The 13,346-nt window shown below is 45.0% G+C and carries 7 protein-coding genes; all 7 read right to left on the minus strand.

Translation table 11 applies throughout. From position 1 onward, the window contains the following. Window positions 1-10: 10 nt before the first annotated feature. The 7 genes from GFS24_RS11935 to GFS24_RS11965 all read right to left on the minus strand — a co-directional run bounded on the left by GFS24_RS11935 (window position 11) and on the right by GFS24_RS11965 (window position 13,324). Entirely contained in the window at window positions 11-3,436 is a 3,426-nt protein-coding gene (locus GFS24_RS11935; RefSeq protein WP_173003053.1) for a TonB-dependent receptor, read from the minus strand. A 144-nt stretch (window positions 3,437-3,580) separates the two neighbouring features. Beyond that, entirely contained in the window at window positions 3,581-4,471 is an 891-nt protein-coding gene (locus GFS24_RS11940; protein ID WP_153659783.1) for a FecR family protein, read from the minus strand. A 70-nt stretch (window positions 4,472-4,541) separates the two neighbouring features. After that, window positions 4,542-5,129 carry an RNA polymerase sigma factor gene (locus GFS24_RS11945; RefSeq protein ID WP_153659784.1) on the minus strand — a complete coding sequence of 196 codons (588 nt, stop codon included), beginning with the start codon at window positions 5,127-5,129 and terminating at the stop codon, window positions 4,542-4,544. A gap of 60 nt (window positions 5,130-5,189) precedes the next feature. Then, window positions 5,190-6,533 carry a thioredoxin family protein gene (locus tag GFS24_RS11950; protein ID WP_153659785.1) on the minus strand — a complete coding sequence of 448 codons (1,344 nt, stop codon included), beginning with the start codon at window positions 6,531-6,533 and terminating at the stop codon, window positions 5,190-5,192. A gap of 12 nt (window positions 6,534-6,545) precedes the next feature. Next, the gene (locus GFS24_RS11955; protein ID WP_153659786.1) at window positions 6,546-9,356 is read right to left on the minus strand and encodes an FAD-binding and (Fe-S)-binding domain-containing protein; all 2,811 of its coding nucleotides are present in this window, start codon (window positions 9,354-9,356) and stop codon (window positions 6,546-6,548) included. Between the two features lie 188 nt (window positions 9,357-9,544). Continuing rightward, the gene (locus tag GFS24_RS11960) at window positions 9,545-10,825 is read right to left on the minus strand and encodes an acetyl-CoA C-acetyltransferase (protein WP_153659787.1); all 1,281 of its coding nucleotides are present in this window, start codon (window positions 10,823-10,825) and stop codon (window positions 9,545-9,547) included. Window positions 10,826-10,894: 69 nt separating this feature from the next. Continuing rightward, complete coding sequence (locus GFS24_RS11965) at window positions 10,895-13,324, minus strand: TonB-dependent receptor domain-containing protein (RefSeq protein ID WP_153659788.1); 2,430 nt, start codon at window positions 13,322-13,324, stop codon at window positions 10,895-10,897. Between the last annotated feature and the right edge of the window lie 22 nt (window positions 13,325-13,346).

Raw genomic sequence — 13,346 nt, forward strand, 5'->3', positions numbered from 1 at the left:
GTTGTTCTTTTTAGAAAGCATAGGTGAACGTTACATTGTAATAGCGGCCCGTCCTGTATTGCAGGAAAATATTATCCCCTTCGTAATAGTAAAAACCACGACTGTTTTCATAGGAAGGAACAGCAGCTGTACGCACCTCTTTGTTGTATTTATGGTTGTAATTCTGATCTTCTGCAATACGCACCGGTTCGTCCAGCAGGTTTTGTACATTGATCCGTACCTGTAATGACCGGTATAAACGTTGCGTAAATGAAAAGTCCAGCAAATGCCGGGAGAGTTCCAGTAAGTCAGGAGAAGCGCCCAGCTTAATCAGTTCATCAATTTCATATCCTCCCTCTTTTGCCCGCAATGCCAGAATTTCTTCCGCATTGGCATCAGCCAGTGCATAGATACTGGGGCCGTTCACATTATACATAACACCAAGTTTGGTTCCCCATGCAGGGTTCTCATAATACAGGCCGGCGTTGAGTACATAAGGCGATTGCCCTTGCAAAGGTCTGCCGGAAAAGAGTCCTGCTGCGGCACCAGGTATAGTAACGATCTGATCATTATCAGAAACCGGCATCTTAGAGCGGGAGGCTTCACTTTTGATCCATGCACCGTTCAATACGGCAGACATATTTCTGAACACCCTGCCAGGCATAAAACCGAGGCTTTTACGCAATTCCAGTTCCACACCATATACCTTTGCGCGATCAGAATTGAAATAAGTGATCACCGTTTGTGGTATAGAACCTTCCGTGCTGTTAGCCATCCGCAACCGTTCAATCGGCCTTTCCAGGTTTTTATAAAACACACCGAGGCTTACCGTTTCATTTTGGTGGCGGCCCGGATATAATTCCAGGCGGATATCATAGTTATCGATATCTGTACCTTTCAATAAAACATTGCCACTGATGAATTCCTGGTTTACAAAGTCAAAATCCTTGAATGGTGCTATTTCACGGAACTCCGGCCTGTTTACAGTACGGCCGTAACTCGCTCGCAATACAAGGCTGGAATCCGGCCTGTAATTGATATTTACAGAAGGCAGCCAGCTGTTTTTTGCCAGGTTCACGTGTGTGGGTAAAAAGGTATTAAATGCCTCCACCGCGCCGGATACCTGTTGTACATTATGTTCAAAACGCAGCCCCGCATTCAGTATCAGCTTTTTATTAAGGCTGCTCCATTCCCCCTGTATATAACCACTGTTATTCTGCTCACTGGCCACATATTGATCCAGCGGACTTGAAACATCATACAATTGAAGTCCGGTTCCATCTTCATGAAAGAATTCCGGGCTCCATATTTTACCCAGGTCCTGTTCCCGGAAATTCAGCAACGCAGGATCTATTTTGCCATTGTTATCCCAGGCTCCGGGATCAGTTGAAGCTACCTCCGTATTGATCAATCCACCCCGGTTCACCTTTAAAAAGCGGCGGTCTACAGAACGTATCCGGTATAACTGATAAGTACCTGCTTTGAATTGTAATTGCGGAGAAACCGTAATCGCATAATCAGCAGATCCGTTATACATGTTCTCCCGGTTGCTGACGAAAAAGCGATTCATCATCCCATAGAACATTTGATTTTCACTTGTACCATAATCCACCTGCCAGCGCAGATCTTTTTCTTCTGCACCGTTTAGGTTACCAGGTGAAAAGCTTCTCCGGAAGCGTGAGATCCGTTGATCAGGCATATCCTGCAAACTATAGGAATAACCAAGGTTCCAGTGAAGCTCCTGTGGGCGTTTTGCAACCAGGGAGTGATATCCGCTCAAATTGCCGTTGTACAGGAAACGCTGCTGAAACTGAAGGGTGTTCTGCTTATATTCTGCATAATTGAAAAGGCCGGCATTTCTGTTTTCATTTACATTGGCCTGGGCTATATTTACCCCCGTTGTACTACGCCCATCATTCAATAAAAAATTCTTAAACTCCAGGCGGTTCCGTTCATTCATCTTTAAGGTAAAATTCTGCAGCAGGCTGATCTTTGCCGTTTGTGTGCTCAGGTCATTCTTTCCTGTTCTATTCGATGCGCCTACATTCAAACCAAATTTATCCAGCGTATAGGCATACGTGTTACCAGTTTGTCTTTGCTGCACAATATGGCGGCTTTCCTTTGTATAAGTGACCGAAGTAAGATCATACAAACGCCATTTGCCAATACGCCAGTTATCGAAATAATTTACAAAGATCTGCAGATCCGGTAAAGCCTGCAGACGGCCATACTCCCAGTTATTACTGAAAGCATTTAGCAACTGCGCCTGCGTGAGATTATTTTTGCCACCAGATTCCCGGTAAGAAGGGATAATGCCCGGCAGCTTGCGCGAACCGTCATCAAAGCCCAGCCAGTCTGTATTGCCGGCTTTATAACCATTCAGATCTTTGAACGTAGTGCCATCACGGTATCCTAGTTGCACACCCACATCCAGGTGGCGCACCGGTTTTGCATTCTTGGTGAAAACCTTTACAGCTCCACCTGCATAATCGCCCAATAGTTCAGCAGCCGGAGACTTGTACACGAGGATACGATCAATGATTGGAGAAGGCAACATATCATAAGCAAATGCCCGGTTATACACTTCCGTGGAAGGTGCCAGGTTATCATTCAGGTAAGTAAGGTTATACCGCTGATTCATGCCCCTCACTACAATAAACTTATCGTCCACCACGGTAACACCGGGAATACGTTTTACAATTTCCGCCGCATTCCGGTCTGCCGATTTCACGATCTGTTCATTGGAAATACCGGAAACAACAGCCCGGGATGTTTTAATTTCAGTCAGCAGTTCTTTATCTGTAGTGTAGGTGACCGGTGCGCGGGATAATCTCTTTCCACTCTTTACCACTACCGTGTTCAGTTGTTTGGCGCCCTGCAGTTTGATATCTGCCACTACATCTTTTTCACCCGCTGTTATTTGCTGTGTAGTGGTTTCATAACCAATGAAAGATACCTTGATGGTGTACTTCCCTCCGGGTACTCCTTCAAACCGGTAATACCCTTTTTCATCAGCGGCCAGGCCCCTGTTCAGTTCCACGATCATCACCGTAGCGCCCGGCAGTGGCTGCGAAGTTTCAAATTCCACAATACGCCCTCTCACTGTAACTTTCACCTGCTGAACCGGAACCGGAGGGGTAATTTCGCTTACTGCCAGCATGCGATTGGTACGGCTGAAACGCAATCTCCCTTCTGCGGAGAGTTGGGTTAACGCATGTAACATAGACTTATCCTCCACATCAATGCTGATAGGGCCTAATTTGCCCAGCTTTGCCGGATAGGTAAAAGTAAACCCCGACTGCTTCTCCAGCCCTTTCAGGATCTCTTCGAGGAAGGCATGCTCATAGTGAAGCGTAACCCGGATCTTAGCCAAGTCCTGCGATCTCCCTTCCTTTGCCGGCAGTAAACCTACAGCAGATAAAGTGATCACTAAAGCCATAAAAGTGAGTCTCCCCATAAACAATAGTGGTTTAATTACACTTCTTTTCGTAAAATTGTGCATAGTAGTTTGATGGTTGTTGTTGCGAAAATTCAATTGATCATTTAAACTATTCGGGCGAAAGTGTTCCACCACTTTCGCTCATTTCGTTTAAATAATATGTTACCAGATAATAATTTCCCTGTTCGTGATCTTATAACGGAATCCTTTACCGGAAAGGCTTAGCGATTCCATGACGTTACTGATGGTTTCATTGTTTTGCGTAAGGCTGAAGCGCGTTCTTTTCAATGGCTGATCCCTGATCTCAATACTTACCCCATACCATCTTTCCAGCCGCTGGCAGATACTTTCCAATGACTGATCTTTAAATATGAGGATACCCTTTTGCCATGCCAGAGCGGCGGTTGTATCTACAGGGGCTTTCATCAGGAGGCCGTTCTTATACGTTAGTTGTTCCCCCGGATTCACGACCAGCGAATCATTTACCTGCACTTTACCACTGGCCACAGTAACGGTAGCGCGTTGTTCTTCTTTGTAAGAGGAAACATTAAAAGACGTTCCTAAAACCTGCACATCCAGGCTATCCGTATGCACAATGAAAGGATGTTCTTCATCCACATTCACTTCAAAGAATGCTTCTCCGTCCAGGAACAACTCTCTATTAGCTGCAAATTTTTCAGGAAAACGTAAATGGGATACGCTGTTCAGTAAAACGCGGGAGCCATCCGGCAGGATGATCTTTTTCTTCTCTCCTGCCATGGCCTGTATATCAAGATAAGCAACCCGGGTAGCAGGCTGCTGCCGGAATAACCAGAGCGCAGAGATACCCAGTAACACAGCCAGTACAGCTGCCACCCTTAGGAAAACATAGTTCTTCCTGCCCCTGATCATCCGCATGACCGCCCTGTTCACTTCCTTATGTTTTGCATGTAAGGGAACCGGCTCCTGTTCAAACCGGTCGAACCAATCATCTACCCTTTTAATTTCTTCGGGTGTGCAAATGCCGGTACGGTACCTTTCCAGCAATTCAATTGCGTCTTTTTGATGCTCCATTACCTATAACATCTGCGTAATACCGGGTTTGTACCGAAGATGTATATTAACGCAATGTTAAGAGTTGAGCCTAAAGGGAAGTAAAATAAATAGCAGGAGGAACGAGTACAAGGAGTTGATTAGCTTTAAACCTTACCCGCAGCCGGTTCAGGGCCAAGGTGATATTATTTCTAACGGTTTGTTCAGACAATTGAAGGCGTTGGGCAATTTCGCGGGAAGAGAGTTTTTCATCCCGGCTCAGGCGGAAAATATCCCGCATGGTGGAAGGCATATTGGCTACTTCTGCCTCAAATTCCTGTTTCAGTTCCTGTGCAATGGTGATCTGTTCAGCACCGGGATCTATATCCATGGGGGCGCTCATCAATATTTCCTGAAAGGCCAGCACTTTGCGGTTGCGGATAGTAAGATCGATCACCGCATATTTAGCGGCCCGGTAAAGATAGGGGTATAATGAAGTTTCAATAGTAATGGTCTGCCGGTTCTTCCAGACGGAGATAAATATATCCTGGATAATGTCCTTTGTATCTGCATCAGAACGGGTACGTTTATAAACCAGGTCATACAGCGCTTTGCTATGCCTGTTCAGGAGAATTTCAAACGCATTGTCATTCTCCTCTTTTACAAGTTCCATCAGATCAACATCCGGCAAATTCTTCATGGCGCAAAACTAGGCACAAGCCGGTTAAGTTTATATTAAGTCCGTATAAATTATTTAACGTTACAGGTCCTGCAAAATCCTTTTATATACCATGATCCTCAGCGGAGACGCGCCCTGCTCCTGCGCCAGCGTAATGGCGGACTGCATGGCAATAATGGCTTCCCGCTTCATCCCTGTTTTTGCATACAGCCTGGATAATACCGGATAATATAAATAGTTATGCTCGTCCAGTTCCACCGCTCTTTCCGCCCAAAGGCAGGCCTTTTTCAGATCTGTCTTATTCCTGGTATGCTGAAGATACATATCTGCCGTTATAGACAGCACGCGGGCAAGATACCGGGAATAACTGGTGCGCCAGATCTCCTTTTGCCGGGGAAAATCCCACACCTGCAAACTATCCTTTTCACCGGAAACATAAGGATACATGAGTTCTTCAAATTGCCGCCGGTCATTATGGGCTATTTCTTCTTCCTTCATCAGATAAACGCGGTCCAGGAGCACCGGCGATCTTTCAAACACCCGCTTTTCCTGGCGATTCCTTACATAATACTGATTAGTAAGCAGGAAAACAGTATAAGGATATAGCAGGGCAGGGTTCTCCAGTTTTTTACTGGCGCTAAGTGCTTCCCAGAATAGCGGATCGTTCTTTGTTTCAACAGCTTTCGCCAATGAATTGACGATCACATATCCCAACGTTTGGGGAAACTGTTTAAAAAAAGTATTGTAAAAAGGCTGATGGGAAATAATATGATCAAATACAGGAGACCTTATCGTTGTGAGTATATTTAACAGGTAAGTGGCAATCACCGGATCTTTTAATTCTGCAGGTTTTAGCTGGCTGAAATATTCGTCCAGCACATGGCTGATGGTATCTTCGGGCATTTTGTACATGCAAAGCCAGTTCACATATTGCCGCAGGAAAGCCTTATCCGTTTTCCTGCTTTCAAAAGCTTCCTGGTAGGCGGTCAATGTTTCCTTCACTTCCTGTTTGTGCAAAGCACTATCCACAGAAGCCAGGAGACGTTGTGGACTAGTGAAGCCAGTGATCTTATATACTAAAAACCCATCGCCATTTATATAGAGATAAGTAGGATAACGATTCACGAAATATTTTTCAGCAAACGAGAACCCCGGACCTTTTTCCGCATTCACCTGGTAATTGATAAAGTTGGCGTTGTATGTATCCCCTACTGCCTTTAACGGAAAGATCTCCGCTGCCATTTTTTGAGAGGGTATACTCCAGTTCGTATAAACATCTACAAAGATCAGTTTCCCGCTTTTCTTAGCTTCTGCCAATACTTCCTTCCACCTGCCTTCAAAAAAGCGGATGCCATCTTCCTGTGCAAGCGCAGGAAGTGTAAAGAAGAAGAACAAACAGCAGGTTATAATTTTGACCTTTGTCATGTTAAGCTATTTTCAGCTGGTACATTCATCCGCGAGGTACAGGATGGATTCATAGTTCTTTCCTACCGCATCAGACAGGGCCATCTCACAGGTTTTAGCGGTAGAATAATATCCTTCATAGTTATTTTTCTTTACTTCATGGGCCTCCGGTGCAGTGGCTGCAGCGGTTAACTCAGGGAAAAGGAATCCTCTGTCTCCCGCCATACCACAACATCCAGCAGTAATAGGAACATCTACATTATTCGCATAATGTTTCGCAATGCTCACCAGTTTGCCGGTTAACTTCATTTTCTGCAAAGTACAAACAGGGTGTAAAACAATATTATCCTTTTTATGAATAGTAACGGGTGATGCCAGCACCAGGTCATGCAGATAATCAATACTGTCAATGATCTGCATCTTATCAAAACGTTCCCTGTTTTCCGGCGTTAATACCCCACGGCTATGTTGTATCGTTTGCGAACAGGAGCTAACATCCAGCACTACAGGATAAAGGCCATGGTTCGTCCACTCCCACAATTTGCTGATGGTGTTATTCGCTGTATGCTGATAAGCCTGGCTGAATCCCTTGGAAGAAAACAACTGACCACAGCAGGTTGATTTAATATCATCCGGGATCAACACATTGATGGATGCCTTGGCAGATACACTCATGAAGGTATCCACAAGGTTCTTCTTATCATCCATGGCACCGCCCATTATACGGGAAATACAGGTAGGGAAATACACCACAGTGGCGTGTCCCTTGTTATTAGTACTCTTAGCCGTAAAAGAAGCTGCCTGTAACTGGTTGCTCCATAAAGGGAAAGTGGGGATTATTTTCTTTATGCCCCCGGTAAATGAATGCATCGCATTTTTACCGAACACACTATTGATGGCATTCCCTGTTTTCAATGCAAAAGATACTACCTGCGTAGTAGCTTTAAAATTCTTTGCAATCTTTAGCGCTACATTATTAGCAAACGAAGTATGATTTTCTCTTCGTAATCTTTTCACAAGGTCGCCGGTATTGATATCCACCGGACAAACAGTAGCACACAAACCATCCACAGCACAGGTTTCCAGCCCATCGTACTGGTACTCCTTTATCAACGTTGCATATTCACTTTTCTTATCGGCTTCCTTCAGCAGCGCCAGTTCCCTTCTCACCACAATACGCCTGCGGGGCGTAAGCGTAATATCCCTGCTGGGACATTTATGTTCACAATAACCGCATTCAATGCATTTATCCACTTCCTGTTCTACTACAGGTAATGGTTTAAGATGTTTGATGTGTGCATTTTTATCATCGCTGATGATCACACCGGGGTTGAGTAAATTCTGCGGATCAATGGCTTCCTTCAGCAATCTCATCACCTGGTAAGCTTCGCCACCCCATTCCGTTTCAACGAAAGGCGCCATGTTCCGGCCGGTTCCGTGTTCTGCTTTCAGGGTACCATCATATTGCTCTACAACCAATACCACCACATCTCTCAAAAACCGATCATACCGTTCAATCTCTGCGGAAGTATTGAAAGATTGCGTTACTACGAAATGTATATTTCCATCTTTGGCATGCCCAAAGATGATGGCATTATCATAACCATGTTTTACAAAAAGCGCCTGCAGATCAAGGATAGCGCTGCCCAGTTTATCTACAGGGAAAGCAATATCTTCCAGCACCACCGTTGTGCCGCTGGCCCTCACAGCACCCACTGCAGGGAACATTCCTTTGCGGAGTTTCCATAAAAAAGCCTGCTCATATGCGTCCTCTGTGAAGCGCGGTGGTTCTAACAAAGAAAAACCATCCAGCGAAAGGCGGTTTAATTTCTCGCGCAGCAGACCTATACTGTCTGCACCAAATTCCACCAGCAACGCAGCCGCTGTTTCAGGTAATGTTTTCAATTGTTCAGGAACACCGGCAACATGTTCTATTGATCGCAGGGATGCCCTGTCCATTAATTCCACTGCTTCCGCACCTGATAAAGTAAGTGATGGAATAGCCTGGCAGGCAGCATAGATATCCGGGAAATATAAAAATGCAGTGGATTTATTAGGATAATCAGGCACGGTTTGCATCACCGCTTCTGCAATAAAACCCAGTGTTCCTTCCGCACCAATTAATAAATGCGCCAGGATATCCAGGGGATGCGTATAATCGATCAATGCATTCAGGGAATAACCAACCGTGTTTTTGGTTTCATATTTCTGGCGGATCCTGTTTTGTAAAACTGCATTGCCCGTAACCTGTGCGCTTAAGGTTTTGATGGAATTAAAAATAGAAGCACACTCCTTTTCAAACCGCGCATAATCTTCCGGTAGGCTCGTGTTAAACACCTTACCATCCGGCAGGATAAAACGGATATATTTCGTAGTATGATAGGAGTTCAGTTTCACACCGCAACACATACCACTGGAATTATTAGACAGTATGCCCCCGATCATGGCAGAATCTATACTCGAAGGGTCCGGCCCTATTTTCCGTTTGAATTTTTTCAAACGGGCATTTACCATACCACCCGTAATGCCTGGTTGCACCCTCACCTGGTCTCCATTTTCTTCTATGGATAAACTATTCCAGTATTGACTCAGATCTACCAGGATGCCATCCGTAATGGCCTGTCCGGATAAACTGGTACCGCCTGTGCGGAATGTGAGGGGAATTTTATGTTGATGGGAAAAGTGAAATAGCGAGATGATCTCGTTTTCACTCACGGGTTGTACTACTGCTTTGGGCCGCAGGTAATAAAATCCGGCATCGGAGGCATAGGAAACGAGGTCTATTAATCGTGTTTTAATCCGGGCTTTGGGTAAGATCGCTTCTAATAACTTGCCTGTTTCCATTTAATGCTTCCTATTTTCCCTACTAAAGTAGAAAATTCTTATCTTTGAAAGAACATTCATGGAACAGATCGTTCCAAATCTCCTCCTACTGATATTATTTTAACAAGCCTTGACATAGGGTCCACATAGGCTCCAGGAAGGGTTCACCAAGGGTTCACGTTCGGTTAGCTATATAGGTAATATACTATCTATTTCTCCAGGATCGCCGTAATCCCCAATCCCCCTGCCGCACAAATAGAAATAAACCCTTTACCACTCCCTTTCTGATGCAGCAATTTAGCCATGGTGGCAATAATACGCCCTCCAGTGGCCGCAAAAGGATGGCCAGCAGGGATGCTGCTCCCGTTCACATTGAGTTTGCTCCGGTCTATAGCCCCCAGGTTCTTATCCAATCCAAATTGCGCCGTCAGTTCAGGGCTTTCCCAGATCTTCAGGGTAGCCAATACCTGGGCCGTAAAAGCCTCATGGATCTCATAAAAATCGAAATCCTGCAATTGCATACCCGCTTTTTGCAGCATGCGGGTAGAAGCATAAATAGGCGCCAGTAAGAGATTATGCCTATTCTGTTGATATTCAAGGGCTGCCACTTCCGCAAAAGTAATATAGGCCAGCACCGGCAAACCATGTTGTACAGCCCATTCCTCACTGGCCAGCAACACACAGGATGCCCCATCCGTGAGCGGAGAGGAATTACCTGCTGTAAGGGAACCATTCACTTTATCAAAAGCCGGTTTCAGTTTAGCCAGTTTTTCCAGGCTGGAATCCGTTCTCAGGTTATTATCCCTTTGCAAACCCTTGTAAGGTGTGATCATGTCCTCAAAAAAACCACTTTCATAAGCCTTCGCCATTTTCTGGTGACTCTCCAAAGCAAAAGCATCCTGATCCTCCCGGGAGATCTGGTAATATTTAGCCGTGATCTCCGTATGTTCTCCCATAGATAAACCTGTTGGCGCTTCCCGGTTCATGGGGGCCACAGGGCTCAGGTCTTTGAACCTTATTTTAAGGAATTGTTTCAACCTGTCGCCGGTAGTTTTAGCTCTCCGGGCAGCCAGTAAGATCTTTCTTAATTTTTCTCCCAACACCAGGGGCACATCACTGGAAGAATCTACCCCTCCTGCAATACCCACTTCTATCTGGCCCAGGGATATTTTATTGGCAATGTAAACAGCTGCTTCAATGCCCGTATCACACGCCTGCTGAATATCACAGGCCGGCGTTCCGGGATGAAGGGAAGTGTTGAGCGCACATTCCCGCATCAGGTTAATTTCCCAGCTGTGTTTGATCACAGCGCCTCCTGCTACTTCTCCCAATAACTGGCCTTCCAGTTTATAACGGGCGATGAGGCCATTCAGGGCCGCCGTCATCATGTCTTTATTACTGGCATCCGCATAAAAGGTATTCTGACGGGCGAAGGGGATACGATTATATCCAACGATCGCTACTTTCCGGGATTGATGATTGTTCAGCATAATATAAAATAACGGAAAAAGGCTGATAAAGTTTTTACCAGCCCTTTCCTATCATCGTGCATAATTCAGTTAGTTGCCGGCACGCTGTAATTCATCCGCAGAACCAGATTGTCTTTCCCGGGCTGCTTCTACTTTCGTGTTACCAAAACGATAACTTAAAGCAACATTCAGGGTCCTGTTCTGCCAGCGGTTATCCACTTTCAGGTATACATTGTTGTATTCAGCCGTTCCTCTGAAACGGTTAGAGGCAAATACATCACTTACATTGATCTTGATGTTACCTTTCTTTTGCAGGATGCTCTTCTGGATCCCCATATTCACAGCGCCCTGTGCCTGGGATTTGAAAATGCCATATACCGTAGGAGAATTGAACCAGGCGCCCAGTTCAATTTTGATGTCTTTAGGCAGGGTAAAAATATTGGTGGTATTAAAGTTATACGCCAACTTTTCCGTGGTGAAACTCTTTACCGGATCACTGATCTTGTATTGATTATAGAAGAAAGAAATGTTATTGCTGGAATTCCACCACTTCGTAATATCAAACGGCAGCGTAAGATCTAACGAATAATTATTCTGTATACCCATGTTCCTGTTGGTGCTGATCGTGATCCTTGTTTCATCATCCACAATTAACCATTCATCCCATAGATCATTGGTACGGCTATAACTCAGGGTAGCAATGTACTTCTGTTTAAACATATAGGACAGCTCTGTATTATGCGTGTACTCCGGCGTCAGGTAAGAGTTACCACGGAAGTAAGTGTATTTATCCAGGAAGAACATGAAGGGGTTCAGCTGACCATAACCCGGGCGGTTGATCCGTTTGGAATATGCCAGGGATAACTTGTTGTTATCATCAAATTTATAATCCACAGAAGCATTGGGAAAGAAATCCAGGTATGTTTTTTCTGTTCTGGTCTTCAGGGAAATGGAGTTACCATCTGCGGTAGTTTGTTCCAGTCTTAATCCCAATACAAAGTCCGTTTTCTTAAATTGTTTTTTGTAGATGAGATAACCGGCCAGGATCTTTTCCGTATAATTGAACTGATCGTACTGGGAAGGCACAGGTACAAACACTCCTCCCTGCAAGGAATCATACCGCATAAAGTTCTCCGACTCTACAAAGCTGGCTTTTGCGCCGGCTTCTAACTTGCTCGTTTTATTCAGTGTTTTTACGAAATCTGCCTTGATACTTTTGATAATGATGTCCGAATAAGGTGTGGTGTTCAAAGAACTGCGCTGGCTGATAGCGCCAGTTTGCGATACCGTGGTGCTGTCACTTAGCAGTGTTTTCATGTTATTGCCGAAAGTGGCATAATCAGCATCTACACTAAATTCAGACCCTGTAGTATCCAGTTTCAGTTTATAGTTAAGGTTGTAAGCAGTATTGTTAAAACGGTTGTTCCCCCAAACGCCGGTGTAGAGCACAGAATCCGTACTACCTCCTTTGTTGGCGATCTGCGTAACACTGGGGGCATCTCTCCAGAAAGCATTGTTGTACGCATTCACCATCACCCCTATCGTTTGTTTCTCTGTAATGGAATAGTCTATCCCCGCTTTTAAAGAACGGTTCAGGAATTCTCCTTTCTGGAAAACATCCTGCCTGAACTGCATGGGAATACTACCGCCTGTTGTACGATGCAGTTCACGGGTGTTAAAGAACTGCCGGTCTCCCCAGTTAAGATTCCCGAAAACATTCAATTTCTTTGTCCGCCAGTTCAGGTTAACACCGGTATTATAGAAGAGATACCTGCCACCGCCGAAGCTCGCATTCACAGTACCATTAAACCCGGTTAACTGTCCCTTTTTAGTTTTAATGTTAATGATCCCCGAAGATCCCGCTGCATCATATTTGGCACTGGGACTGGTAATGATCTCTATCTGGGAAATACTTTCCGCCGGCATGCTCTTTAACAGATCGGCCAATGCTTCATTGGTGAGATAAGTAAGTTTGCCATCCAGCATGATAGTTACCCCCTGTTTACCTTTGAGTTGCAGGTTATCATCCTTATCTACCGTTACACCGGGGGCCCTGCGTAATACGTCCATGGCTGTATTACCTGCTGCTACCGCACTACTTTCCACATTCAGGATAGTTTTGCCTTCGCTTCTTTCTATAAAAGGTTTCTGTCCGGTAACATTAACCGTCTGCAAATTCTTAGGAGCGGTAGAAAGGCTGAGTGTTTTGAGGTCTATTTGCTGATGAGTGGCATCGATTGCAAATGAGGCACTTTTTTTAGTAGTGAATCCCAATTGGGAAGCCTCCATATAATAGGTACCGTTGGCTACTTTTTCAAAGGCACATTTCCCGTCGTTATCACTCATCTGGCCTTTTACAAGAGAGCTGTCTGAAACTTTACGGATCACCACACTAGCGTATGGCAGCGGGTTTCCGGCGGCATCAGCGATCTTTATGCTGATACTCCCGGCGTGGGTTTGGGCGAACATTGGAGCGACTGTACACAATAACAGGATCGCTATCAGGAAGAGCTTTTTCATTAGCAACCTTTAAGCTTTTTAA

Origin of the sequence: Chitinophaga sp. SYP-B3965, from assembly GCF_009647655.1 — a bacterium.
Lineage (GTDB): Bacteria > Bacteroidota > Bacteroidia > Chitinophagales > Chitinophagaceae > Chitinophaga.